Source organism: Pseudomonas sp. BW7P1, assembly GCF_024981055.1.
Classification (GTDB): Bacteria; Pseudomonadota; Gammaproteobacteria; order Pseudomonadales; family Pseudomonadaceae; genus Aquipseudomonas; species Aquipseudomonas bananamidigenes.
Window position 1 is genome coordinate 3446963 of sequence record NZ_CP103374.1, and the last position, 24378, is coordinate 3471340.

A 24378-nucleotide genomic window follows, 5' to 3' on the forward strand; every position below is an offset into this window, starting at 1 on the left:
CATGCACAGCTTCGATTTCAGCCAACTGAGCCCACGGGAAAAATACAAGCTACTGATCGGCAGCGTGGTGCCGCGCCCGATTGCTCTGGTCACCACCATCGATGGCGAAGGCCGGGTCAATGCAGCGCCGTTCAGCTTCTTCAACGCGCTGTCGGCGGATCCGCCCATTCTCGCGCTCGGTGTCGAGAACTACGACGACCAGAGCCCCAAGGACACCACGCGCAACATCCAGATGAATCAGGAGTTCACCGTCAACATCGTCAACGATGCGCTGGTGGAAGCCATGAACGTTTGCGCGGTGCCGTTCGCACCGGGCTTCGATGAACTGACCGCTGCCGGCCTGACGGCAATTGCCGGTACGTCGGTCAACTGCCCGCGAATCGGCGAAGCACCGGTGGCGCTGGAATGTCGGCGGATGATGGCGCTGAACATCGGTCAATCGCGGGAGATCATTTTCGGCGAGGTGTTGATGGCGCATGTGCGCGACGAATTGATCGACCCGAAAACCCTGTACATCGATCAATTGGGGCTGGATGCGATCGGCCGCATGGGCGGCCACGGTTATGCGCGGACCCGGGACTACTTCGATTTGCCGACCCGCTCGTTGCAAGCATGGACGGAGGCGCCGGGAGGCGGCGAACGGTTCTGGCCCGTCAAATAAAACGGCGGATGAACACATTGCCCCCCCTGTGGGAGCGAGTTTGCTCGCGAAGGCGGTCTGTCATTCAACATGGATGCTGACTGAACCACCGCTTTCGTCGGAGCGCCGCCCGGAGCAAGCTCGCTCCCACAGGACCTATATCGTTTGCTCAGTCAGTGCCGTACTTCGGCGATCGTGGCCCGTACAGCAGGCCCGCCGGATGTCCGGCCGACAGCAGTCGATTGCTGGCCACACCGGCAATCGGGTAACCGGCATCGGTGGAGCTGTTGACGATCTGTTTCACCGCAGCGGTGATCAGCGCGCCGATCAGGCCGCCACCACTGTTGTTGCCGCCCTCCTCGCTTGAAGCCCGGGCCGCACCGGTCCACAGGGTGGTGCCGGTTTTCAGGTCCACCAGTCTGGCGCTGGCCGTCACTGCGGTTTCGCTGCTGAGGACCATGTAGCGCGTGCCGTACTCGCTGACGGTGATGTACAGCGCCGCGTCGGCACCGAAGATTTCCTGCAGCTTGTTGACCGGTGCCTGATGAATGTCATCCGGCGTGGTCAGGCCGTTCTGGCGGAACGTCTCGTCGACCAGGGTGATCGGCAGCACGTAATAACCGGCCTCGGCCAGCGGGAACGTCACTTGCGACAGCAGGCTGTAGGACGCCTTGACGTCCGGCGAGGTGTTCAGCGGCGGCAAAACCAGAATGGACTTCGGGCGTGCCTGTTTGTACGCCGAATAGTCCACGGTCTTCGGTGCGACGCAGCCACCGAGAACCGTCAGCGCGAGGCCAGCGGCCAGCCGCTTCAAGGCACGGGAAATCATTGGGCATCTCCGGTCTTGGCATTCTTGAGCAGGAAATCCATATAGGTGCCGGACTCGGGGAACAGGGTCTTCTCGGTGCGCAGCTGCTGCACCATCTGATCATCCTTGCCCATGCTCAGGTACAGCAGACCAAGGTGCGCGTGGTAACCCGGCGGGACAGGCTTGCCACTGGCGCGGATCTTTTGCAGATCGGCCTCCAGCGCTTCGGCCTGGGCCTCTTTCGGCGTTTCGCTTTTGAAGTATTCGTAGACTTGTGGCTGATAGCCTTCCCACTGATACAGGGTCTGCGGGCTGCTGCAACCGGCCAGCAACGCGCTGGACGCCAGTGTCAGGGCCATCAGCGGCCGGGACAGGGACAGATTCATGGTGTGTTGCTCCTTGCGATGGGCGTCTATCAGTTGCCCGGTTTCCAGGCACCGGCGTTCATGCCATCGACCAGACGATTGATCGCCTCGCGCATGGCCAGATCGAGAACTTTGCCGTTGAGGGTGGAGTCGTAGGCAGCGGTGCCGCCGAAGCCGATGATTTCGCGGTTGGACAAGGCGTATTCGCCGGCGCCCTGGGTCGAATACACCACTTCGGAGGTGCTGATGTTGACGATGTTCAGGTTGACCTTGGCGTAGGCGACCTGGGTCTTGCCACGGCCGAGAATGCCGAACAGCTGGTGATCGCCGGTCTCTTTGCGGCCGAACTCGGTGACGTCACCGGTCACCACATAATCGGCACCTTTCAGACGCTGGGCCTGGCCCTTGATTGCCGCTTCCTGCTGGATTTCGCCCATGTTGTCACGGTCGAGCACGGAGAAGCGGTTGGTCTGCTGCAAGTGGGTGATCAGGATGGTCTTGGCCTGACCACCGAGACGGTCGACGCCGTCGGAGAAGATCCCGCGCATGTAGCTCGAACGGTTGTCGAACTTGCCCACGGCCATCGGGATACGGGCACCGGTCCAGACCTGGGTGGCACTTTCCACCTTGGCCACCGGCAATGCGCGGGAGCTTTCGGTGGCACAACCGGAAAGCGAACCGGCCAACGTGCCGAGAACGGCAATCGCAATGCCCGAAACCAACATCCGGGAGATCAATCTCACTGTGCATTCCTTCTGAAAAGTGATGTGTCCCGGCACGGCAGAAATCGTGGGGGATCGGAAAAGGGGCGGCATTATGCCAAAGTGCCACCAGTGAGGACAGGTTTTTTTGACGCCAGCAAATTGGCTAAATGTCGGGCACGAAACCCAGGGGGTATGCCGATCGTTCCCACGCTCTGCGTGGAACAGGCAGCAGGCTCAGTGGAAGTCGCGGCTCTGTACGCGGATGCCGTTGAGCAGCGGGGTCAGATCACTCAAGCGCCCGGCGATCAGATGCCGCACTTCGCCTTCCCGCTCCCAGCGGCCATCGACCTTGAGCAACTGCGAGCCCACCAGCACCTGACGTTGACGCTCGGCCAGATCGCGCCAGACCACCACGTTGACGTTGCCGAACTCGTCCTCCAGGGTCACGAAGGTCACACCGCTGGCGGTGGCCGGACGCTGACGGCCGGTCACCAGCCCTGCCACGCTGACCGGCCGGCCATGCTCGACCTCCAGCAATTCCCGGGAACTGCGACAGCGCCGTGCCCGCAACTCGTCGCGCAACAACGTCAGCGGATGCGGCCCCAGCGTGGTGCCGAGCGTGGCGTAGTCGGTGAACAGGTCTTCGCTGACACTCGGCGTTGGCAGCACCACCTGCGGCTCTTCCTGACCCGGCATCCCGGCAAACAACCCGAGCTGTTTCTGCACGCCCGCCACTTCCCAGCGCGCCCGATGACGGTGACCGGCCAGCCCGCGCAACGCGCCGGCATCCGCCAGCAACGCCTGGGCCCGACTGTCGAGCCCGGCGCGTTCGCCAAGATCGGCGACATCGGCAAACGCGCCCCTCGCCCGAGCGCTCTCAATACGGCGGGCATCGTCCTCGCGAAACCCCTTGATCATGCGCAGGCCCATGCGGATTGCCGGTTGCCCGCCGGTGATCGGTTCCAGGCTGCAATCCCAGTCACTGGCGCGCACGTCCACCGGGCGAATCTGCAAATGATGCCGGCGCGCGTCCTGAAGAATCTGATCCGGACTGTAGAAACCCATCGGCCAGCTGTTGATCAGCGCGCAGGCGAACGCCGCCGGTTCATGGCACTTGAGCCAGCAACTGGCATAGGTCAGCAAGGCAAAACTGGCGGCGTGGGATTCGGGAAAACCGTAACTGCCAAAGCCTTTGATCTGTTCGAAAATCTGCGCGGCAAATTCCGGGCTGTAGCCGTTTTTCTTCATGCCGGCGGCCAGCCGCTCCTTGTGCGGTTCCAGCCCGCCGTGGCGTTTCCAAGCGGCCATGGAACGGCGCAACTGATCGGCCTCGCCGGGGCTGTAGTCGGCGGCGACGATGGCGATCTGCATCACCTGTTCCTGAAACAGCGGCACGCCGAGGGTGCGCTTGAGCACCGCCTTCAGCTCCGGTGACGGATAGGTTTCCTCTTCTTCCTTGTTCCGCCGCCGCAAGTACGGATGCACCATCCCGCCCTGGATCGGCCCGGGCCGGACAATGGCCACTTCGATCACCAGGTCGTAGAAGTCTTGCGGGCGCAGACGCGGCAGCATCGACATCTGCGCCCGGGACTCGATCTGGAACACGCCGATGGTGTCGGCGCGGCTGATCATGTCGTAGGTCGGACGGTCGTCAGCCGGGATGGTCGCCAGGCTGAGATCTTGATTGCGGTGGCGACGCAGCAGATCGAAACAGCGACGAATCGCGCTGAGCATGCCGAGGGCGAGGATATCCACCTTGAGCAGCCCCACCGCATCGAGGTCGTCCTTGTCCCACTGGATGATGGTGCGGTCGGCCATGGCGGCGTTTTCCACCGGCACCAGGGTGTCCAGCGGTTGCTCGGAAATCACGAAACCGCCGGGATGCTGCGACAGGTGCCGGGGGAAACCGATCAGTTGCCCGGTCAGGCTCAGCACCCGGTGCAGGATCGGGCTGTCCGGGTCGAAGCCGTTTTCGCGCAGGCGTTCCACGGGCGGTGTTTCATCGCTCCAGTGGCCGCAGCAATCGGCCAGTGCATTGATCTGGTCCGGCGGCAAGCCCAACGCCTTGGCCACATCGCGGATCGCGCCGGTCGCGTGATAAGTGCTGACCACCGCCGTCAGCGCCGCACGACGGCGGCCATAACGTCGAAACACATATTGCAGGACTTCCTCCCGGCGCTCGTGCTCGAAATCCACGTCGATGTCCGGCGGTTCGTTGCGTTCTCTGGACATGAAACGCTCGAACAGCAGCGTGGTGCGATCCGGGTCGATCTCGGTGATGCCCAGGGCAAAACACACCGCCGAGTTGGCCGCCGAGCCTCGCCCCTGGCAGAGGATCTTCTGCTTGCGGGCGTAGCTCACCACATCGTGCACGGTGAGGAAGTAGCTTTCGTAGCCGAGTTCGGCGATCAGCTTCAGCTCATCGTCGATTTGTTTGAGCACCTTGGGCTGTGCGCCTTTCGGCCAGCGCCAGGCGATGCCTTGTTCAGTCAGATGCCGCAGCCAGGAACTGGCGTCGTGTCCCTCGGGTACCAGCTCTTTCGGATACTGATAACGCAATTGGCTCAAATCGAAGGTGCAGCGCCGGGCCAGTTTCACCGATTCGTCCAGCAAGGTCTGCGGATATAACTCACTCAACACATCGAGACTGCGCAAATGCCGCTCGCCATTGGGGTGCAGGCGCAACCCGGCTTCGGCCACCGGGACGTGATGACGGATCGCCGTCATGGTGTCCTGCAAGGCCCGCCGGCCCCGGGCATGCATGTGCACATCGCCGCTGGCCACCGCTGGCACTTGCAGCTCGTCCGCCAGACTCAGCAGTGCCGCCAGCCGTTGCTGATCGTTCTGCCCGCGATGCAACTGCACCGCCAGCCATAAAGATTCGCCGAAGGTCTGTTTCAGCCAACGGCCCTCTTCCACCTCACCGACCGCCTCCGGCACCCACAGCACCAGCAAGCCCGGCAACGGTTCGCTGAAGTCTTCGCGCAGCACTTGATACTGGCCTTTCTGCGTGCGCCGTCGAGCCTGGGTGATCAAGCCACACAACGCCTGATAACCCTCGATGTTCTCCACCAGCAACACCAGTTTCGGGCCGTTCTCGATGCGGATCTCACTGCCGATGATCAGCGGCAGCTCCACGGACTTGGCCGCCTGCCAGGCACGGACGATTCCGGCCAGTGTGCATTCATCGGTGATCGCCAGCGCCTGATAGCCGTGTTTCTTCGCACGCTGGAACAGTTCCAGCGCACTGGACGCGCCGCGCTGAAAGCTGAAGTTCGACAGGCAATGCAGCTCGGCATAACCCTCGCTCATGCAAACCAGCCCTGCAGCCACAACGGGCCGCTCTCACCCACCGCCCGGTACGCCCAACCTTGCTGGCCTGCACGGTTCTGGATCAGGTAATAGTCGCGGCGCACGTCGTCGCCGTCCCACCAGCCGGACTCGATGCGTTCCGGGCCCATGAGGATGCGTGCCGACCCTTCGGGCACGGTCTGCGGCTCGCCCAACAGCCAGCCCGGTCGCTGCACGCCCGGCAACGCAGGGCAACGCTGTTTGTCATCGGCGTTCTGCCATGCGCACTCAGGGCGATGATCGGCCTGAAAACGCAAGCCCTGCACCGCCTCATCCCCCAGCCGGGCCCGTAGGCGTTCGCGCAATTGCTCCCAGGGCAAGGTCTGCTGCGGACGCTCGTCGAACAATTCCTGAAACTGCGGCACGAAACTCGGCAAGTCCTCGGCGCGCAGACGAAAACCGCGCACCGGGGCCTCGACCTGCACCTGTTCCAGCCGGCCACGGGCCAGCTCGAAGAGCATCGCCGGGTCGCGCTCGGCGCTGAGCAGGCCGACCTTGATCAGCGTGTCCGGCAGCCCCGCATGTTCCAGGTGCAGATCGAAGCGCTGCACGCCACTGTCGCGCCCGCACAAGAACGCCGACAGATCGGCGGTCAGGCGACGCAACGGGAACAGCAGCGCCTGATGAGACTGCACGTCGAAATTGAGCTCGATGCGCACATCGAAACGATCCGGCGGCAGGTAGAACGCCAGCGCCAGTGGCCGTGCGCCGAACAGCGTGTCCAGGTGCTTGAGCACCGGCGCCTCGAAGCGCCGGGCCAGGGCCTGGCGCGGCAGGCTCTGTACCTGATGGAGGTGACGCAGCCCCATGCGCGACAACGCCGTGGCCACGCCCGGCTCCAGCCCGATGCGGTCGACCGGCAACTGCCCGAGGTGATGGCGCAGGGCTTCACCGTCGGGCACCACCAATCCGTCATAGGCGTTGGCCAATATCCGCGCCGCCACCGGGTTGGGCGCGGCGACGATGCGATGACGAAACCCCAGCTCCGTCAGTTCCGTGCGCAAACGTGCCTCGAACTGCACCCAGGAACCGAACAGCCCGAGGCTCGATTCGATCTCGAACACCACGGTGCGCGGGTAATGCACGCTGACCTGAGCGCTGAAGCGATAGGCCCAGGCGGCGAGAAACTGCTGCCAGTGCCCGACTTCCGCCATGTCGTAATCAACGGTGGCGAAGCCTTTGCTCAAGGCCTGCGCGGCAGTCATCGACTGCCCCGGACGCAAGCCCAGTGCCCGCGCCGCCGGATTGACCGCCTGCAGCACCCGGCGCTGGGCCGGACCACTGAGCAGCGCCAGGGGTTGCTCCGGATCGGGGCGTTGACGCATGACCGCGTCGAGAGCCAATTGCGGAAAAAGAATACAGACCCAGCGCATGGCGACCTCAATGCCCCACGGCAAAGGCAATCGGGGCGGAATGCGCCAGACCGCCCCGGCACTTGAGCACGCGCAACTGTGCCGGACGCGCATCGATGGCAATGCGCAGCGCGGCTGGCGACGGGTTGACCGCCTCGCTCAAGGGACGCCAGGCGAACGCCAGGGTCTGGCCGGTTTCCGCCGCCACCTGCAAACGGCGCAAGGCGCGGTCATCGGCCTTGTGCGGCCAGCACAGCACCGCGCCGCAACTGCCCGAGCGCAGACATTGTTCCGCCGCCCACAAGGCATCGCGTTCACTGGCCTGGATCACCGACAACTGCCGCAGATCGACCCCGGCATTGGCCCACGCCTGCGGGTATGGCACGAACGGCGGCGCCACCAGCACGATGCGTTCGCCCGCCACCGACAGCCGCGCCAACGTCGGCCACACCAGTTGCAGTTCGCCAACGCCGGGCCCGGCCAGGAGGATTTCGCTCAGCGCCGCTTCCGGCCAGCCGCCACTGGGCAAGGCCGCATCCAGTGCCGCGTGCCCGGTGGGTTGCGGGCTGGCGGTGGGTGGCGCAGGCCGGCCCTTCCAGACCTGGCCGCCATTGAACAGCGTATCCAGCGCAACGACGGCACCCATCAGCCTTGCCTCACCAGACCGCAGAACACGCCTTCGATGGCCAGGTCCTGATCGTCACGCACCACAATCGGCTGGTACGCCGGGTTGCGCGGCAACAGGCGAACCTCATCGCCGACCCGCTCGAAGCGTTTGATGGTGACCTCGCCGTCGAGCCGCGCCACCACGATCTGGCCGTTGAGCGCCTCGGGGTTGCGGCGTACGCCGACCAGATCGCCGTCGAGAATGCCGTCCTCGATCATCGAATCGCCCTGCACCCGCAGCATGTAGTCGGGTGTACGGGAGAACAGCGCCGGGTCGAGCATCAACCGATTGTGAATGTCGGCGTCGGCGCCGATGGGCGCACCGGCGGCCACCCGGCCGAGCACCGGCACGTCGAGCAGTTCCGGTCGCGGCGGTTGCCCGAGCAGGCGAATGCCCCGGGCCTGATGCGGATTGACCTCGATGAACCCGGCTTCGGTGAGCGCCAGCACATGCTTGCGCGCCACGCTGCGGGAGGCAAAACCAAAAGCCTCGCTGATTTCAGCGAGGCTTGGGGGCTGACCGTGTTCAGCGATGCGTTCGCGGATAAAGGTCAGGATGGCGGTACGGCGGGGAGTCAGATTAGTCATGGAGTACATTTGTACTCTTGTGGGAATTTCCTGACAAGCACCGCCAGTCAGCTCAAACCCCGCTCCGCCAGAAACCCTGCGATGTAGTCGATAAACGCCATAACCTTGGCCGTCGCCCGTCGATGGCTGGGGTACACCGCCAGAATGTGCGGGCCAAAACTGTCCGGGTCGATCTCGTAATCGGCCATGACCCGCACCAGTCGCCCGTCGGCGATATACGGCGCGGCGCTCCACAGCGGCGTATGCAACAAACCGCGTCCGGCGAGAGCGCTGGCCAGCAGCAAATCGTAATTGTCACTGCGCAACAACGGTGCCGCCGGCTGCGCCAGGCTCAGGCGCTGACCGTCGCGCTCGGCCCACCAGAATTCGCGGCTGAGCAACGGATGCCGATACAGCAGCCACTCATGCTGATCGAGGGTCTGCGGTGTGACCGGCAAGCCCTTGCGCGCCAGGTATTCAGGGCTGCCACACAGCGCCAGCCGATTGCTGCCGACCACCCGGGCAATCAGCCCCGGCAAATCATCGTGCCCCTCGCGCAGCGCCAGGTCGTAGCCGCTTTCCAGCAGATTGACGAATTCATCGCACAAATCCACTTGCAGGCTGATCTGCGGGTATTGCTGCAAAAAGCCGTCGCACACCTGATCGAGAAACGCCCGCCCGTAAGCCAGCGGCGCAGTGATTTTCAGGCTGCCGCGCAGGCCGTGCTGCAACTGCTCGATTTCCTCGCTGGCCTCGTCCAGCCGTTGCAGCACCAAGCGTGCGGTTTCCAGATAGAGCCGGCCGATTTCAGTCAGCAGTATCCGCCGCGTGCTGCGCTCGAACAGCCGCGCGCCGAGCTCGGATTCCAGATGATTGACCGCTTTGGTCAGGGCCGACGGGGTCTTGCCCAGTTGCTCGGCAGCACGGCTGAAACTGCCGAGCTGCGCGGTGACCACAAACATTTTCAGTGCACCCAGCTTGTCCATGCTTTTTCCATTCAGGCAAAAACGTTTTTCGTGAGGGAGGCGTTCTGTCGGGCGTTGGCAGCCACTAATCTGGCCATCAGACGCAATAACACGGAAATGTTCAATGAAAAGATTCATCCCGCATTTCGCAAAAAACGTGCTGATCGCCGCTGTGAGTTTTGCCTCGATGGAAGCCATGGCCGCGACCGATCTGGTGCTGCTCAATGGCAAGATTTTCACCGCCGACCGCGCTCAACCGAAGGCTCAGGCGCTGGCCGTGGAGAACGGCAAAGTGTTGAAAGTCGGCAGCGATGCGCAGATCAAGGCCTTGATCGAACCCGGCACCCAAGTGATCGACCTGAAAGGCCAGACGCTGATGCCCGGCCTGATCGACAGCCACTCCCACGCGATTTTCGGCGGACTGGAAATGGTCTCGGCGAACATGCAAGACGAGGTGGTCGAACTCGACGCACTGGAAAAACGCCTGCGCGACTGGCGTGACGACGGCAAGGCCCGGCATGGCGACGTATTGAGTGTGGCCGGCATGAGTTCGGCGTACTGGGCTAAAGCTGAAGCGCTGGGCAAGATCTTCAACCACGGCGAATGGGCCGACGTGCCGGTGGTGTTCACCGGCAGCGACCACCACACCGCTTGGGCCAACAACGTCATGCTCAAACGTGCGGGGATCGATGCCGCGCTGTTGAAAACCCTGCCGGACGCGGAAAAAGACACCATCGGCAAACTGCCCAGCGGTGAGCCGAACGGTTTTGTGGTCGATGCCGGCTGGGATCGCGTCGCCTCGAAAATACCGGCGCCGAGCCCGGCCGACCTGCTCAAGGCTGCGCAATCGGCGGTGCGTTTCAACAACAGCCTCGGCATTACCGCGTGGATGGACCCCGCCGCCAACGCCGCGCCGGGCGAGCCGGTGTTCGCCCTCAAGCCCACCGAGAAAACCGTCGGCGTATTGCCGGCCTACAAAGCCCTGTCGGAAAGCGGCGGCATGACCGCCCACGTCGCCGCGCTGCTCGTGGCCAACTCGAAAAGCGTCCCGGCCGATCTCGACACCCTCGACAAGGTTCGTCGGCAGTTCCAGGGCATCCCCAACCTGACGCTGCCGGGGATCAAGATCTTCGCTGACGGTGTGATCGAATACCCGGCCCAGAGCGCGGCGATGATCGATCCCTACAGCAACTCGCACAAACAGGGCGAACTGCTGATCGATCCGCAGCACTTCGGCGAACTGGTCAGCGCCATCGATGAGCGCGGCTGGCTGGTGCACATCCACGCCATCGGCGACCGCGCGGTGCGCGAATCACTGAATGGCATTGCTCAGGCGCGCAAGGACCGGCAGAGCGGCGTGACACACTCGATCACCCACCTGCAAATGGTCAACCCGAAGGAGTTCGCCCGCTTCAAGCCGCTGAACGTGATCGCCTCGATGCAACTGCTCTGGGCCAGCGCCGACGACTACACCACCGACATGATCAAGCCTTACGTCAGTGCCCTCGCCTTCCGCTATCAATACCCGGCACATTCGCTGCTCAAGCAGGGCGCGACGATTGCCGGCGCCAGCGACTGGCCGGTGTCCTCGCCAAACCCGTGGAACGCCATGGCCCAGGCCATTACCCGCACCGGCCCGCTGGGCGTGCTCAACGCCGACGAACGCCTGGACCGCGAAACCATGTTCTACGCCTACACCGCCAACGCCGCGCGGACCATCGGCCTGGAACGACAGATCGGCTCGCTGAGCCCCGGCAAACAGGCCGATTTCATCGTGCTCGATCGCGACGTGTTCAGCGTCGATGACAAAGCCCTGCATGACACCCAGGTCCTGCAAACCTGGTTCTCCGGCCGTCAGGTCTATACCGCCGCCCAATGACAACAACTGTTCCCTTGTGGGAGCGAGCAAGCTCGCTCCCACAAGTTTTCTCTTTCTGCCCCATAACAACCACAACAACGGGACTTCACATGAAAGCCTTGCCCCTGTTCGCCCTCACTTCCTTGAGCCTGCTGCCCCTGAGCAGCCACGCAATTGCCCTGAACGATGATTTTGCGGTGCTGGTCGACCTGACCCTGGCCAGTGATTACCGCACCCGTGGCATCTCCCAGACCCAGAACGATCCCGCCGTGCAGGCCGGTCTGACCCTGGCCCACAGCAGCGGCCTGTACCTGGGCGCGTGGAGCTCGAACGTCGATTTCGGCGGTGGCCTGAAAACCCGTCAGGAAGTCGACTACTACGCCGGCTGGCTGTGGCAGGCGACCGAAGCCGTGAGCCTGGATCTGGGCTACATCAAATACGCGTACCCCAAGGAGAGCCAGTTCAACCAGAGCGAGGTGTACTCGATTCTCAGCGCTTACGGCGTGAAACTCGCGGCGTATTACTCCAGTGACGCGCCGGGCATCGACAGCAAACAGAGCTCGCTCTACAGCTACATCGGCTATGAAACCGAATTGCCGTTCGATTCCGGGCTGAAACTGCGCTACGGCAACATGGACTTCAAGGACCCGCATATGTATTCGGCGTCCGGACACAGCGATGAGTCCTACCGGGAGTGGGAAGTCAAACTGACCCACAACCTGGCCGGCGTGGTGCTGGGTCTGAGCTACATCGACACCGATCTCTCGCAGAGCCAGTGCCTGAGCAGTTGGGGTTTCAAGGACGTGTGCACGGCGACGGTCGTCGCCAGCGTCAGCAAATCTTTCTGACCGAGCGCAAAACTCCGGTGGGGGCCAGATCGCTGGCCCCACATTTTTTTGCACTCAGCGTGATTTTGTTACTGGATGTTTACGGAATTTTTACCAATGCCCTTCTACAGTTACGCGCGTAACCGCATCGGTTTCGACTGACGTAGAGGAAAGTATCGAAATGGCTTTGGGCAAAGGACTGCGTTTACCGTCCATCACTCCGACCCGGCTGGTGCTGCTGTTTTCGCTGGCCTTGGTGGCGCTGTACAACCTGGCGACCTGGAAGGCGCTGGGAACACTGATTACCCTGCAAGGTGCACAGAAACTGGCGTTTTTCGCGTCCTTCGGGCTGTTTCTCTGGGCGGCGATCACGCTGCTGCTGACCCTGGTGTCGTTTCGCTGGACGCTGAAACCGGCGCTGACGCTGGTGGCCCTGCTCTCGGCCTGCGCGGCGTATTTCATGAACGAATACGGGATCACCATCGACACGGTGATGATCCAGAACGTGTTCGAAACCAATCCCGAGGAAGCCACCGCGCTGTTCAGCGGCAAACTGCTGGCTTATGTGCTGTTGCTCGGCGTGTTGCCGGCCGTCCTGATCTGGCGCTGGCCGGTGGTTTATCGACCGTTCTTTCGGGGCTTGCTGAACAAGGTGCTGGTGATCGCGGCTTGCGTGCTGGTGATCGGCGCTTCGGTGGGCGCGTTCTATTCGACCTACGCGCCGATCTTTCGCGAGGAAGACAAGCTCACCCACTTCATCAACCCGACCAACTACATCTACGCGATCAGCAAATACACCAAACAACGGCTGGGGATCAAAAAGCATTTCGTGGTGCAGGCCATCGGCGAAGACGCGGTAATGAGCGCCAAGGCAGCCAGTCGCGAGAAGAAATCGCTGATGGTGTTCGTAGTGGGCGAAACCGCCCGGGCCGACCATTTCTCGCTTAACGGCTACGAGCGCGAGACCAATCCGCAGCTGAGCAAACTCGACATCCTCAATTTCACCCAGGTGCATTCCTGCGGCACTTCGACGGCGGTGTCGGTGCCGTGCATGTTCTCGATGTTCCCGCGCGAGGACTACAGCGACAAGAAAGGCAAAACCTACGAAGGCCTGCTCGACATCCTGCAACGGGCCGGCGTGCAGGTGCTGTGGCTGGACAACAACAGCGACTGCAAGGGCACCTGCCTGCGCGTGCCGAACCGCGACATCGCGAAGAACCAGCCGGGACCGTTCTGTGACGGCAACAACTGCCTCGACGAAGCGCTGCTAGCCGACCTGCAAGGCTACATCGACAGCCTCAAGGGCAACGCGATCATCGTCCTGCACGCCGACGGCAGCCACGGCCCGGAATACTACGAGCGCTACCCCAAGGACATGGAGCGCTTCAAACCGATCTGCCACACCAACCAGCTGGGCAGTTGCAGCCGTGACGAGCTGGTCAACGTCTACGACAACACGATCCTCTACACCGACCATTTCCTGGCCAAGGTAATCGAACTGCTCAAACGCAATCAGGATCACCTCGATACGTCGATGCTGTACGTCTCCGACCATGGCGAATCGCTGGGCGAGAACGGTCTGTACCTGCACGCCGCGCCTTATGCGCTGGCGCCGGAAGCGCAGACCCATGTGCCGATGGTGATGTGGTTCGGCAACAACACCTTGGCGCAACTCGGCATCGACCGTGGCTGCCTGCAAGGCAAAAGCAGCCAGCCGGATCTGAGCCATGACATTCTGTTTCACTCGGTGCTGGGGTTGTTCGAGGTCAGGACGTCGCTGTATCAGCCTGGGCTGGATATTTTCCATGGTTGTCGGCCGGCAATGACGGCGGGACAGTGATCCCCTCCAGCTGCGCCAGATAGGCCCACGGGTAAATCCCGCGCTGATGGCCGTCGCTGAACACCAGTTGCAGACCGTACCCCTGAGCGTTCAATTCGATGACCCGCACACGCGGGTCAATCATTGGCGGCGAGCCCCGCAGGCGAAACGCCCGGCACTGCGAACACGGGCAATGGCGGCGCAGTTCGGCATGGTCGAGCAGTTGCTCGCGGCCATCCGGCCAGCTCAGCCGCAACCGGTGTTCACTTTGGGAATTGCCGATCGCCAGCGGATTCATTGCAACTGACTCAAGGCAATCCGCACGGCTTTGCGCACCTCCGGGTCGCCGTCGGCCTGCGCGGCCTGCAACGCGGCCACAGCACCACGATCATTCAGCTCGCCGAGCGCCAGCGCCGCCTCCTTGCGCAGGTTGCTGATGCGATGGCCGAGGGTGTCGATCAAAGCATCGAGTGCCGGTACGTAACGCAAACGACCGAGACTGCGGGTGGCACGCAAGCGCACTTGCCAATAGTCGTCAGCCAAGGCTTCGATCAGCGCCGGACCCGCGTCGGTGTGGCCGACCTTGCCAAGCGTTGTCGCGGCTTCTTCGCGCACTTGCCAGGCGTCGTCCTGCAACGCCTGACGCAAGGCTGGCAGCACATCGGCGCCACTCGCCAGGCCCAGGGCGCCGGTGGCGGCGCGGCGTACTTCGGTGTCCGGGTCATCGCTGGCCAAGTGTGCCAGTGCCGGTAAAGCATCCAGCTGTTTGAGCCAGCCAAGCACGCCGACCGCTTCGCGGCGCACACTCGCATCAACATCGCTCAACGCTTGAATCGCGGCAGAGGCAGCGCCGGGGTAACGCAATTCGCGCAAGGCCCGAAACGCGGCAATCCGTACGCGGGTTTCAGCATGGGCTGTCCACGGCAGGATCACCCTTCCCGCCGCTTCAGACTTGAGCAGGCTCAGACTCTGCGCCGCAGCAGCCTGCACTGCCGGAGACGGATCCGTCAGCGCCTGGCATAGCGCTTCCACCACTGGTCCGTCTTCCCAGGCTTCCAGCAAGCGCGCCGCTTCAGCGCGGACTTCTTCGGCCGGGTCTTCGGCCAGTCGTTCAACCAGCCAGAGCACGCCCTCCGGCTCTTCGAGGTCGGCCAGATCGATCAGTGCAATCCGGCGCACACCAGCGTCATCGGCGGTCAGGCGCGGTTTCAGGGCCAGAATCTCTTCGTTATCGGTCACAGCAAAAAATGAGCTCACAGGGCAAATCTCGGCAAGGCGTTTTCGGGAGGCAGGCCGAGCGGATTGAGGCGCGGCAGCGGTCGTTCGTTGTCATGGCGCAGCAGGTCGAGGCAGTGGCGCTTGAGGCGTGCGAATTCGCCGCTGGTGACCAGTCCGGTGGTGCGCGGGCGCGGGAAGTCGAGCCGCAGATCCTCGATGATCCGTCCCGGCCGTGCGCTCATCACCAGCAAGCGGTCAGCGAGAAACAGCGCTTCGTCGATGTCGTGGGTGACGAACACTACGGTGGTGCGGATGCGCGTCCAGATGTCCAGCAGCAGTTCCTGCATGTTCAGTCGGGTCAGCGCGTCCAGTGCGCCGAAGGGTTCATCCATCAGCAACAGCCGAGGCCGGTTGACCAGTACCCGGGCGATTTCCACCCGTTGCTGCATGCCGCCGGACAGTTGATCGGGCCAGCGCCCGGCGAAACCTTCGAGGCCGACCAGTTTGAGCATTTCATCAGCGGCGCGATGGCGCCCGGTCTTGCCGACACCGCGCATTTTCAGACCGAAGGCAACGTTGTCGCGCACCGTGCGCCAAGGAAACAACGTGTGATGCTGGAACACCATGCCGCGCTGCGGTGACGGGCCGGACACTTCGACGCCGTCGACTCTCAACTGCCCGCCATGGGGTTGCAGATGCCCGGCCAATGCGCCGAGCAAGGTCGACTTGCCGCAACCGGACGGGCCGAGCATGCACACGAACTGGCCGGGCTCGATCTGGCAATCCAGGCCCTGCACCGCTTCGAATGCCTGCGGGCCTTCGCCGAGGACAATGGATAAGTGGCGGATGTCGATCCGCCCTTCCGGGGTTTGCATCACGCTCATCAGGCTTTTCCTCGCGGTCGGTGCCAGGGCGTGAACAGCCCGCCCAGGCGTTTGATCAGCAGGCTGCTGCCCATGCCCAACACACCGATCAGCAACATGCCGACCACAATGTCGGCGTAGTTCTGAATGGTGTAGGACTCCCAGGTGTAGTAACCGATACCGAACTGGCCGGAGATCATTTCGGCGGTCACCAGACAGAACCACGACGTGCCCATGCCGATGGCGAGACCGGTGATGATGCTGGGGGCGGCGCCCGGCAGGATCACTTCCAGCAGAATCGCCCGGCGTCCTGCCCCGAGGCTTTTGGCCGAGGCGATCAGGCGCGGATCGACGCCTTCGACGCCGTGCACGGTGTTGAGCAGGATCGGGAACAGCGCGCCGGTAAAAGTGATGAAGACCATCGACAGTTCGGAGGACGGGAACATCAGGATCGCCAGCGGAATCCACGCCACGGCGGGGATCGGGCGCAGCACTTCCAGTGGTGGCAGCAGCAGGTCTTCGGCCCATGTCGAGCGGCCGATGGCCAGGCCCAGGGCGATGCCGGTCACCATTGCGGCGAGGTAGCCGGCGAAGACCCGGCCGAGGCTCGCGCTCAGGTGCTGGATGAGCTTGCCTGAGTCGCCCAGGCCGAAGGCGGCTTCGATCACGGCCAATGGGGTCGGGACGTTGGCGAAGGTCACGAGTCCGAGGTTCCAGTGGTGGCTGGCGGCGAGTTGCCAGAAGAACAGGCAGAGCAGCAGCGAGGCGGCTCGGGGGATCCAGCGTCGATAAGGTCTGAACACAACAATTCCTCTCATCCCGACTCTATGTGGGAGCGAGCTTGCTCGCGATTCGGATAGGTCAGGCAAAGTTGCACCGTCTGACCGGACGCCTTCGCGAGCAAGCTCGCTCCCACAGTTGACCGAGTTGTTATCGGGTTAACGACTGACCACGGCCTGCGCGGTGGCATCAGTGAAATCAAACACTTTGCCTCCCTGCGCCGAAGCAAACTGCTGCGCCTGCCCCTTCAACAAAAACGCACTCAGGCGCCCCTTCCCATCACTGGCAAACCACGCCTGCTCCGCCAGCAACTTGATCCCGCTGTCACTGGCCTGGGCATACACCGCCCGGATGTTCTTGCCTTCCGATTTGAGGCCGGCCAGTGCGGAAAACGCCTCTTCAGCCGAGGCATACCGCCGGACCTTGTCCTCACCCCGCACCCAGATTTCCGCGACATGGCTGAAATCGGTGATCGCCTTGCCGGTCGCCGAGTCGACGGCCTTCAACGGCGTCTGCGCGTAGTTGGCCAGTTGTGCGGTGTAATCCAGATTCGAGGCCTTGAACGCCGCGCGGATGTACTGATCGTCGATAAAGGTGTTCAGGTCGAGCCCGCGATCGGCCTTCTTCAGCAGCTTCAGCGTGTCGATGGCGGTGCCCACAGCCTGGCGATATTCCGGTTTCCAGCTCAGGTCGCGGGTCTGCACGCCGAGCAGGCCATGGAACAGGTAATTGACCTCGGCGTCGACGCCGGTGACCTTGGCGATCAGCTCGCTGTATTTCTCGGGTTCGGCGGCCAGCAGTTGATTGGCCTCGATGCTCGCCCGCAGGTAGGCGACGACGATTTCCGGGTACTTTTTCGCGTAGGCCTGATCCACCAGCGCCCCGTGGAAAGTCGGCGCATTGGCCTGGGCGCCGTCGTAGATCTTGCGGGCGAAGCCGCGGCTCGGGAACAGTTCGGCAAACGGTACGAAGTCGGCGTGAGCATCGATCTTGCCGGCCTGCAGTGCGGAACCTGCGACTTCCGGCGGCTGGGCGATGATGTTCACATCCTTCAGCGGGTCCCAGCCCTGCTCCGCCACCGCGCGCAGCAACATGCCGTGGGCGGTGGAAGCGAACGGCACGGAAAGGGTCTTGCCCTTGAGTTCGCTCAGCGACTGCACACCGGACGCACTCGGCACCACGATGCCGTTGCCGCTGCCCTTGATACTGCCCGACAGCACGCTGATAAACAGGCTGTGCTTGCCGGCGGTTTCAAACGCCACGCCATTGAACGCGCCGGGGAAATCGGCCATGGCGCCAAAGTCGAGTTTGCCCGCAACCATTTCATTGGTCAGCGGTGCGCCGCTGGTGAAGTTCTTCCACTGCACATCGTATCTGACGTCCTTGTAGGCACCGTCGTGTGGCAAGTATTTGTCGAGCAGGCCCAGCTCGCGGATCAACAGCCCGCCGGCGGCGCAGTTGATGGTGGTGTCCTGGGTGCCGATGGCAATGCGGATGGTTTCGGCCGAGGCCGACAGGGTGAACGAAGCCAGTACCGGACCGGCGATTGCTGCACGCAACATGGTTGAAGCCCCTCGAATCATTTATTGGATGTTCGTCTCCGCCGCGATCAGGGCGCGGTGGGAAACGAGGGGTGTCTTGAATCAGGCGTCCGGTTTTGCCGGATAGCTTTGGGTTGTTCAGGCTGGCCTCTTCGCGAGCAAGCCCGCTCCCACATTTGACTGCGTTTCAACGCAATAAATAAGGAATGTCGACTTTCACCGCACCGGTCGGGCAGTCCTTTTCGCACGGCATGCAGTACCAGCATTCATCGAACGCCATGTAGGCCTTTTGCGTGGCCGGGTTGATCGCCAACAGGTCCATCGGGCAGACGTCGACGCACACGGTGCAGCCCTTTTCGGCGATGCATTTGTCCTCGTCCACGGTGACGGGGGCATTGGAGCGGAAGAAGATTTCCTGGGCTTGGTAGGCCATGGTTCGGACTCTCTCTGGTGATGCCTCAAGCGGCGAAAGCGCCAACCCGAAGACGGTCGTAGGCCTGCATTTCCTCGGCATCGAGGGGGATGATGTAAGGCTCGACGGCTTTCTTGAAACTGGTCATGCGCCCGTCTTCGCCCTTTTTCAGGTGGCAATGGCAGAACCATTCGCGGTCATCCCGTTGCGGGTGATCGACGCGGTAGTGATACAGGCCCCAGCGGCTTTCGGCGCGGAACAATGAGGCGCGTGCGGCCATTTCGGCGCAGTCGCGGATCACGCTGGTTTCCATGGCGCGCATCAGTTCGTGGGCGTTGTTGGCCTTCATCTGGTCGAGATCGCGTTCGATGTCACTGAAGCGCTGCAGACCGATTTCCATCTTTTTCGTCACTTTCGGCGGTTGCAGGTAATCGTTGACGAAGCGCCGCAGCTTGTACTCGACCTGCGCCGGCGGCAGACCGTGTTCGCGGTCCAGCGGCGCGTAGACCCGGGCCTTTTCCTTTGCAATCTGCTCAGCATCCAGCGCAGTGAACTCACGCCCGGCGACAAACTCCGCCGCGTTGTGACCGGCAAACCAGCCATAAGTGAACGCGCCCAGCATGTAATTGTGCGGAACGGTGGCCATGTCACCGGCCGAGTACAAGCCTTTCACCGAGGTTTCGGCGCGTTCGTTGACCCACACGCCGGACGCCGAATGGCCGCTGCAAAAGCCGATCTCGGAGATGTGCATCTCGACCATTTGCGTGCGGTAGTCGGTGCCGCGATTGGCGTGAAACTGGCCGCGACTCGGGCGCTCGTTGCTGTGCAGGATTTCCTCGATGTTCTGGATGGTTTCCTCGGCCAGGTGATCGAGCTTGAGGAACACCGGGCCGTTGCCGCTTTCCAGTTCCTGATGGAACTCCCACATCATCTGCCCGCTCCAGTAGTCGCACTCGATGAAGCGCTCGCCCTTGTTATTGGCGGTGTAGCCACCGAGCGGGCCGGTGACGTACGCACAGGCCGGCCCGTTGTAATCCTTGATCAGCGGGTTGATCTGGAAGCATTCGAGGTTCGCCAGTTCGGCCCCGGCGTGATATGCCATCGCATAACCGTCGCCGGCGTTGGTCGGGTTTTCGTAGGTGCCCATCAGGTAACCCGAGGACGGCAGACCGAGTCGTCCGGCAGCACCGCAGGCGAGAATGACCGCCTTGGCCTTGATCACATGAAAGTCGGCAGTGCGGCAGTCAAACCCCATCACGCCGTTGACGGTGCCCTCCTCGTCGGTCAGCAAACGGGTGCAGACCAGGCGATTGGTGATGTTCACCCGCGCGCGTTTCAACTGGCGATACAGGACTTTCTTGATGTCGTGCCCCTCCGGCATCGGCAGCACGTAGGCACCCATGTGATGGACCTTCTTCACCGCATAATCGCCGGTTTCGTCCTTCTCGAACTTCACGCCCCAGCGGTCGAGCTGCTCGATGGTTTCGAAACTGTGGGTCGCGTAGGCATACACCGCGGCCTGATTGACGATGCCGTCGTTGGCGATGGTGATTTCCTTGGTGTACTGCTCCGGCGTCGAGTGGCCGGGAATGATCGCGTTGTTCAGACCGTCCATGCCCATGCTGATCGCGCCGCTGCGCTTGACGTTGGCCTTGTCCACCAGCAACACCCGCAGATCCCTGTTTTTTTCCTTGGCCTTGATCGCCGCCATCGGGCCGGCGGTGCCGCCGCCGATCACGACGATGTCGTATTCCTGTTCGAGCGTCGTTCGACTCATGCCTGCTCCCCTTTTTGCCGGTCGATCCGCAGGCGGTACTGGAACGCATCGCCACGGTAGTAAAGGTGTTCGAAGTCCAGCGGCTGGCCGTTGGCGTCGTGGGTCAGACGCTCGATGCGCATGATCGGCGAACCGGCTTCGACGTTCAGGGCCTGGGTCAGGTCGCTGTCGGCCAGCACCGCGTCGATGGCCAGATCGGCGTGGCCGAGCGCAATGCCGCAGTCGTTTTCGAGGATCAGGAAGATGTCACGGGTCACCAGATCGGCCTTCTCCAGCCGTTCGCCGACGGCTTTGGGCAGGTAGGTGATTTCCAGCGAGATCGGCTCGCGGTTGATCAGCCGCACCCGTTTGATCTGCGCGACGATCTCGCCTTCGGCGACCTGCAAGCGCTCGGCGACCCGTTTGTCGGCGGCAATGAATTTGAAGCTGCGCAGACGGTTGATCACCTCGTAGCCTCGGCCGGTCATGGACTCGGCGAGGCCTTGCAGGGAGCTGACGTTTTGAAAGGTCTTGGGTTTGGCGACGAAGGTGCCTTTGCCGTGGATCTTGAAGATCAGCCCTTCTTTCTGCAGATCGCCCAGCGCCTGGCGCACGGTGATGCGGCTGACCTTGAACAGCGTGCCAAGCTCGCTTTCGGACGGCATCTGGCTGTCTTGCGGGTATTCGCCGTCGAGAATCCGGGCGCGCAGTACGTCGCGCAGTTGGGTGTGCAGCGGGACGCTGCCTAAGGAGAGAACGTTATCGGTCATCACGGGATCACTTGTCATAACGAGTTATGACGTGATCTTAGAGACGTTATGACAAGCGTGAGAAATACCGAATGAGCATAAGGTTAGATGCGCAACACCATCCCCTGTGGGAGCGACGGTGTGGGCTGGGGAATTATTGGCGCTTGAGGATCTGATCCATGACCCAATCTGTCTTCAGCGCTTCGTCGGCGATTGCCGGATGCTGCGACTCACCGCGAATCTGCGCGTTCATGCCCAGCACGTGATGCCACTGAATGTGTTCGTGATGGGGGATTTCAAGGCTGATGTGCTCATCGCCACGTAACTCGACCGGATGCTCGTCGAACACCGAAAAACCGATCCGCCCCTGGCTGCCGATGATCTCGACCCGATCCTCGCGTCGGTCCGCCACAAAACTCCAGCAACCCGTGCCCAGCGCACCCGAAGCGAATCGCCAACTGGCGCTGACTGCATCTTCCGCCACGTACAGTCCGGCCTGACGCGCCGTGAAACCGGCGACTTCAACGATGTCGCCAAGCAGGTACTGGAACAGGTCGAAGCCATGGCTGGCCAGATCCGCGAAATACCCGCCACCCGCCACCGCCGGATCGGTGCGCCAGTTGGCGCTGCCATCCAGATCCTTCGATGAGGGTGCCTTGGTCAGGGTCCAGCTCAGGTGGCGAACCTCACCGATACACCCCTGCTCCAGCCATTGCCGAACCTGCTGGAAACGCGGCAACGAACGGCGGTAATAGGACACGAACAGATGCAGACCGGCGTCGGCAAACACCTGCTGCATCTCACGACTTTGTCCGGCGTTGAGCGCCATCGGTTTTTCCACGCAGCAATGTTTGCCGGCAGCGGCGACCTTCAGGCTATAGGCGTGGTGACTGTCGGGTGGCGTGGCGATGTACACCGCGTCCACCTCGGGGTCGTTGATCAGGGCATCGACATCGGTGTAAATCCGGGCGATGCCGTGGCGCGCGGCGTAATCGGTCACGGCTTCGAGGCGGCGCCCCATGACGGCCACCAACGCCGAGCCGGGGGCCTTGTAGAAGGCCGGCCCGCTCTTGCGTTCGGCGACACTGCCGCAACCGATCATGCCCCAGCGCACCACGTTCATGCTTGCGCCTCAGCCGATGCGCAACGCGCGCAGGTCGAGGTGGCCGTTTTGCAACGGCGGGCACCAGTAATAGCCGCCAGTGATCGGCCGGCTGATGCGGTACAGGCCGTCGGTGATGCCGTCTTCCAGACCGCTCATGCGCCGCAGTTGCGCTTCGAAGGCATCGAGGGAGAAACCGAACGCCAGGAACATCAGGCCGGCGCGATCACCTTCGATCCACGGCATCGAACGGCGCACGACGAAGGCTTCGGGAGCGAAGCTTTCCTGGGCGGTGCGCTTGACGTGGGCGGACACCGGGGCGTCATCGATCTCTTCGTTGTCGCTCAGGCGACGGCCCATGATGTTGTCCTTGTCTTCGGCGGACAATGCATGGAAGCCCTTGAGGTCGTGCTGCCACTGCTGGATCGCGGCAAAGCTGCCACCGACCAGCCCCTCGGCACCTTCACTTTGCAGTGCGGCGGCGATGGCAGCTTCGTCATGGGGGTTTTCGGTACCGTCTTCATAACCGGTGAGGTCATGGCCGTCCTTGTGGCGGAAGGCTTCCTGCATCTGCACCAGACGCAACGCCGGGGCCAGTGCGGCCTCAAGCGCGGTGCTGCGGTTGAGCAGTTCACCACGATCGACGCCGTGCAGCCAGACCCACAGGGCGTGCTGGGTCGAAGGGTTTTCCACGCCGACGCCGGTCAGCGCCGGAAAGCTGCGCAGGCCGTCGATGTTCACGTTCAGGGCCTTGACCAGGGATTCACCGAAGCCGACCACCGCCGATTTGCCGTCCACCAGATTCAGCAGGTTGTCGATCGCCTGCGGCAGCGCTTCAACCGACTCGAGGGCGAAAAACAGGTGACGTGCTTGCGGCGGAACTGGGGTGGCGAGGATGCCCGGCTGGTAGTAACTCATGTGAACTCCTTGGGAAAGAGCGCGGAGTTTAACTGTAGCCGGAAGGTTTGTGTGGGATCAGATGACGCACTCGTTGCGCCACGCACTCGGGCTTTTGCCGGTCCAGCGCTTGAAAGCCCGCCGAAAACTGCGCACGTCGCTGTAGCCGACTTCCTCGGTGATGCGTTCGATGGGCATGTCGGGATTGGCCAGCAGGCTCATGGTACGTGCCTGACGCACTTGTTCCAGCAATGCCTCAAACGTCAATGAATGCTCGGTCAGTCGCCGACGCAAGGTACGGCTGCTCATGTTCAGATCACCGGCGATCTTCTCGATATGGCTGCCCCGGCTCAGGTCCCGGGCAATAGCGCGCTCCACGGCCTGGATCAGATCGAGTTTCTGATGGACTTGCGCCGCCTCCAGCTCCAGCAGTTTGACCGCCTGACGCAACGCCAGCGAATGATGGTTGGGCAGGTTCACATCCAGCCACTGCGCGTCGATCAGCATGCGATTGTGCAGACAGCCGAAGCGTATGTCCGGCCCCAGCAGCCGCCGGTATTCATCGACGTAATCCGGGGCGGCGTGAACGAACTCCACGGCAATCGGTTTGAACGCCTCACCCACCAGCGCCCGGCCGTAGACCAGCAGGCTGGCGTAAAACTCTTCGACAGCAAACACCTGCACGTCGGCAAACGGCAGCCGGCATTCAACATCCAGGTAGATCTGATCGCCCACCACATCGACGCTGGATACGACGATCCCGCCGGACGTGTGCTGATGCCGGACCCCGATTTCGAAGGCATCGCGCAAGGTCTTGCACAGCGAAAGCACGTGTCCCAGCAGACCGAGAGTCCCGAGCACGTTCTGCGCACCGACCCACAGCCCCAGCCCCTGATTGGGCACCGCCTTGAGCGCACGCTGGATCATGGCCACGGCCTGCCGGTAGGAAATGCGTTGCGAAGGATCCTGCAGATCCTCGACGTCAAAGCCCAGGCCACGGCACAGGCTTTGCGGCTCGATGCCTTTGCCGGCGACGACTTCGGCCAGGGTCTGCAACAGAAATGGCGACACCAGCGCCAGATCGAAGGTGGGGTCTTGGAGTTTGACGTTCATGGGGGCTGACATTCCGGATCACGTT

General features: G+C 62.6%; 22 protein-coding genes and 1 pseudogene. 4 read left to right on the forward strand and 19 right to left on the reverse strand.

Going from position 1 to position 24378, the window contains the following annotated elements:
• The first annotated feature begins 1 nt into the window (after position 1).
• A complete protein-coding gene (locus NWV16_RS15320; RefSeq protein ID WP_260519733.1) occupies positions 2 to 661 on the forward strand; it encodes a flavin reductase family protein in 660 nt (219 codons plus the stop codon).
• A 148-nt stretch (positions 662 to 809) separates the two neighbouring features.
• Here the strand turns inward: NWV16_RS15320 and NWV16_RS15325 are convergent, their stop codons facing one another.
• From NWV16_RS15325 to NWV16_RS15360, 8 genes are all read right to left on the reverse strand, one after another.
• Positions 810 to 1469 carry a DUF799 domain-containing protein gene (locus tag NWV16_RS15325; protein ID WP_260519734.1) on the reverse strand — a complete coding sequence of 220 codons (660 nt, stop codon included), beginning with the start codon at positions 1467 to 1469 and terminating at the stop codon, positions 810 to 812.
• Positions 1466 to 1834: a DUF4810 domain-containing protein gene (locus NWV16_RS15330; protein ID WP_065257848.1), complete on the reverse strand. Its 369-nt coding sequence runs from the start codon at positions 1832 to 1834 to the stop codon at positions 1466 to 1468. Before NWV16_RS15330 ends, NWV16_RS15325 begins: the two co-directional genes overlap by 4 nt.
• A gap of 29 nt (positions 1835 to 1863) precedes the next feature.
• Positions 1864 to 2538 carry a CsgG/HfaB family protein gene (locus NWV16_RS15335; RefSeq protein ID WP_176704413.1) on the reverse strand — a complete coding sequence of 225 codons (675 nt, stop codon included), beginning with the start codon at positions 2536 to 2538 and terminating at the stop codon, positions 1864 to 1866.
• A gap of 213 nt (positions 2539 to 2751) precedes the next feature.
• Entirely contained in the window at positions 2752 to 5829 is a 3078-nt protein-coding gene (locus tag NWV16_RS15340; RefSeq protein ID WP_260519735.1) for an error-prone DNA polymerase, read from the reverse strand.
• A complete protein-coding gene (locus NWV16_RS15345; RefSeq protein WP_260519736.1) occupies positions 5826 to 7241 on the reverse strand; it encodes a DNA polymerase Y family protein in 1416 nt (471 codons plus the stop codon). The genes NWV16_RS15340 and NWV16_RS15345 overlap by 4 nt, the downstream gene beginning before the upstream one ends.
• A 7-nt stretch (positions 7242 to 7248) precedes the next feature.
• A complete protein-coding gene (imuA, locus tag NWV16_RS15350) occupies positions 7249 to 7866 on the reverse strand; it encodes a translesion DNA synthesis-associated protein ImuA (RefSeq protein ID WP_260519737.1) in 618 nt (205 codons plus the stop codon).
• A complete protein-coding gene (gene lexA, locus NWV16_RS15355) occupies positions 7866 to 8483 on the reverse strand; it encodes a transcriptional repressor LexA (RefSeq protein WP_260519738.1) in 618 nt (205 codons plus the stop codon). Before lexA ends, imuA begins: the two co-directional genes overlap by 1 nt.
• Positions 8484 to 8521: 38 nt before the next feature.
• The gene (locus NWV16_RS15360) at positions 8522 to 9439 is read right to left on the reverse strand and encodes a LysR family transcriptional regulator (RefSeq protein WP_085701870.1); all 918 of its coding nucleotides are present in this window, start codon (positions 9437 to 9439) and stop codon (positions 8522 to 8524) included.
• 103 nt (positions 9440 to 9542) lie between these two features.
• Here NWV16_RS15360 and NWV16_RS15365 point away from each other — a divergent pair, with 103 nt between their 5' ends.
• The 3 genes from NWV16_RS15365 (at position 9543) to NWV16_RS15375 (ending at position 13943) form a co-directional block, all read left to right on the forward strand.
• Positions 9543 to 11297: an amidohydrolase gene (locus tag NWV16_RS15365; RefSeq protein WP_260519739.1), complete on the forward strand. Its 1755-nt coding sequence runs from the start codon at positions 9543 to 9545 to the stop codon at positions 11295 to 11297.
• Positions 11298 to 11386: 89 nt separating this feature from the next.
• Positions 11387 to 12124, forward strand: coding sequence for a TorF family putative porin (locus NWV16_RS15370; RefSeq protein ID WP_085701868.1), 738 nt, complete (start codon positions 11387 to 11389; stop codon positions 12122 to 12124).
• Between the two features lie 160 nt (positions 12125 to 12284).
• On the forward strand, positions 12285 to 13943 hold the full coding sequence (locus tag NWV16_RS15375; protein ID WP_260519740.1) for a phosphoethanolamine transferase: 1659 nt from the start codon (positions 12285 to 12287) through the stop codon (positions 13941 to 13943).
• 7 nt (positions 13944 to 13950) lie between these two features.
• Here the strand turns inward: NWV16_RS15375 and NWV16_RS15380 are convergent.
• From NWV16_RS15380 to NWV16_RS15430, 11 genes and pseudogenes are all read right to left on the reverse strand, one after another.
• Positions 13951 to 14220 (reverse strand): annotated as a pseudogene (locus tag NWV16_RS15380) (DUF971 domain-containing protein); the annotation flags it as partial.
• Complete coding sequence (locus tag NWV16_RS15385) at positions 14217 to 15179, reverse strand: HEAT repeat domain-containing protein (protein ID WP_260519742.1); 963 nt, start codon at positions 15177 to 15179, stop codon at positions 14217 to 14219. The gene NWV16_RS15385 and the pseudogene NWV16_RS15380, both read right to left, overlap by 4 nt.
• The gene (locus NWV16_RS15390; RefSeq protein WP_260519743.1) at positions 15176 to 16024 is read right to left on the reverse strand and encodes an ABC transporter ATP-binding protein; all 849 of its coding nucleotides are present in this window, start codon (positions 16022 to 16024) and stop codon (positions 15176 to 15178) included. Before NWV16_RS15390 ends, NWV16_RS15385 begins: the two co-directional genes overlap by 4 nt.
• A complete protein-coding gene (locus tag NWV16_RS15395; protein WP_409519304.1) occupies positions 16024 to 16821 on the reverse strand; it encodes an ABC transporter permease in 798 nt (265 codons plus the stop codon). The genes NWV16_RS15390 and NWV16_RS15395 overlap by 1 nt, the downstream gene beginning before the upstream one ends.
• A gap of 120 nt (positions 16822 to 16941) precedes the next feature.
• A complete protein-coding gene (locus NWV16_RS15400; protein ID WP_260519745.1) occupies positions 16942 to 18345 on the reverse strand; it encodes an ABC transporter substrate-binding protein in 1404 nt (467 codons plus the stop codon).
• Between the two features lie 166 nt (positions 18346 to 18511).
• Positions 18512 to 18757 carry a ferredoxin family protein gene (locus NWV16_RS15405; RefSeq protein WP_003225615.1) on the reverse strand — a complete coding sequence of 82 codons (246 nt, stop codon included), beginning with the start codon at positions 18755 to 18757 and terminating at the stop codon, positions 18512 to 18514.
• 25 nt (positions 18758 to 18782) lie between these two features.
• The gene (locus NWV16_RS15410) at positions 18783 to 20513 is read right to left on the reverse strand and encodes a fumarate reductase/succinate dehydrogenase flavoprotein subunit (RefSeq protein ID WP_260519746.1); all 1731 of its coding nucleotides are present in this window, start codon (positions 20511 to 20513) and stop codon (positions 18783 to 18785) included.
• The gene (locus NWV16_RS15415) at positions 20510 to 21262 is read right to left on the reverse strand and encodes a GntR family transcriptional regulator (protein WP_260519747.1); all 753 of its coding nucleotides are present in this window, start codon (positions 21260 to 21262) and stop codon (positions 20510 to 20512) included. The genes NWV16_RS15410 and NWV16_RS15415 overlap by 4 nt, the downstream gene beginning before the upstream one ends.
• A gap of 133 nt (positions 21263 to 21395) precedes the next feature.
• Positions 21396 to 22364: a Gfo/Idh/MocA family protein gene (locus tag NWV16_RS15420; protein ID WP_260519748.1), complete on the reverse strand. Its 969-nt coding sequence runs from the start codon at positions 22362 to 22364 to the stop codon at positions 21396 to 21398.
• Positions 22365 to 22373: 9 nt separating this feature from the next.
• On the reverse strand, positions 22374 to 23261 hold the full coding sequence (locus NWV16_RS15425) for a Dyp-type peroxidase (protein WP_260519749.1): 888 nt from the start codon (positions 23259 to 23261) through the stop codon (positions 22374 to 22376).
• A gap of 57 nt (positions 23262 to 23318) precedes the next feature.
• Positions 23319 to 24353, reverse strand: coding sequence for an AraC family transcriptional regulator (locus tag NWV16_RS15430; protein ID WP_260519750.1), 1035 nt, complete (start codon positions 24351 to 24353; stop codon positions 23319 to 23321).
• Positions 24354 to 24378 lie beyond the last annotated feature (25 nt).

Excerpts from the sequence above, each read along its gene's own strand:
- NWV16_RS15395 (WP_409519304.1), bottom strand. The coding sequence starts at position 16,821 with ATGAGAGGAATTGTTGTGTTCAGACCTTATCGACGCTGGATCCCCCGA.
- lexA (WP_260519738.1), bottom strand. The coding sequence starts at position 8,483 with ATGTACTCCATGACTAATCTGACTCCCCGCCGTACCGCCATCCTGACC.
- NWV16_RS15325 (WP_260519734.1), bottom strand. The coding sequence starts at position 1,469 with ATGATTTCCCGTGCCTTGAAGCGGCTGGCCGCTGGCCTCGCGCTGACG.
- NWV16_RS15400 (WP_260519745.1), bottom strand. The coding sequence starts at position 18,345 with ATGTTGCGTGCAGCAATCGCCGGTCCGGTACTGGCTTCGTTCACCCTG.
- NWV16_RS15425 (WP_260519749.1), bottom strand. The coding sequence starts at position 23,261 with ATGAGTTACTACCAGCCGGGCATCCTCGCCACCCCAGTTCCGCCGCAA.
- NWV16_RS15415 (WP_260519747.1), bottom strand. The coding sequence starts at position 21,262 with ATGACCGATAACGTTCTCTCCTTAGGCAGCGTCCCGCTGCACACCCAA.
- NWV16_RS15365 (WP_260519739.1), top strand. The coding sequence starts at position 9,543 with ATGAAAAGATTCATCCCGCATTTCGCAAAAAACGTGCTGATCGCCGCT.
- NWV16_RS15405 (WP_003225615.1), bottom strand. The coding sequence starts at position 18,757 with ATGGCCTACCAAGCCCAGGAAATCTTCTTCCGCTCCAATGCCCCCGTC.
- NWV16_RS15375 (WP_260519740.1), top strand. The coding sequence starts at position 12,285 with ATGGCTTTGGGCAAAGGACTGCGTTTACCGTCCATCACTCCGACCCGG.
- NWV16_RS15370 (WP_085701868.1), top strand. The coding sequence starts at position 11,387 with ATGAAAGCCTTGCCCCTGTTCGCCCTCACTTCCTTGAGCCTGCTGCCC.
- NWV16_RS15335 (WP_176704413.1), bottom strand. The coding sequence starts at position 2,538 with ATGTTGGTTTCGGGCATTGCGATTGCCGTTCTCGGCACGTTGGCCGGT.
- NWV16_RS15360 (WP_085701870.1), bottom strand. The coding sequence starts at position 9,439 with ATGGACAAGCTGGGTGCACTGAAAATGTTTGTGGTCACCGCGCAGCTC.
- NWV16_RS15390 (WP_260519743.1), bottom strand. The coding sequence starts at position 16,024 with ATGAGCGTGATGCAAACCCCGGAAGGGCGGATCGACATCCGCCACTTA.
- NWV16_RS15345 (WP_260519736.1), bottom strand. The coding sequence starts at position 7,241 with ATGCGCTGGGTCTGTATTCTTTTTCCGCAATTGGCTCTCGACGCGGTC.
- NWV16_RS15340 (WP_260519735.1), bottom strand. The coding sequence starts at position 5,829 with ATGAGCGAGGGTTATGCCGAGCTGCATTGCCTGTCGAACTTCAGCTTT.
- NWV16_RS15330 (WP_065257848.1), bottom strand. The coding sequence starts at position 1,834 with ATGAATCTGTCCCTGTCCCGGCCGCTGATGGCCCTGACACTGGCGTCC.
- imuA (WP_260519737.1), bottom strand. The coding sequence starts at position 7,866 with ATGGGTGCCGTCGTTGCGCTGGATACGCTGTTCAATGGCGGCCAGGTC.
- NWV16_RS15420 (WP_260519748.1), bottom strand. The coding sequence starts at position 22,364 with ATGAACGTGGTGCGCTGGGGCATGATCGGTTGCGGCAGTGTCGCCGAA.
- NWV16_RS15320 (WP_260519733.1), top strand. The coding sequence starts at position 2 with ATGCACAGCTTCGATTTCAGCCAACTGAGCCCACGGGAAAAATACAAG.
- NWV16_RS15430 (WP_260519750.1), bottom strand. The coding sequence starts at position 24,353 with ATGAACGTCAAACTCCAAGACCCCACCTTCGATCTGGCGCTGGTGTCG.
- NWV16_RS15410 (WP_260519746.1), bottom strand. The coding sequence starts at position 20,513 with ATGAGTCGAACGACGCTCGAACAGGAATACGACATCGTCGTGATCGGC.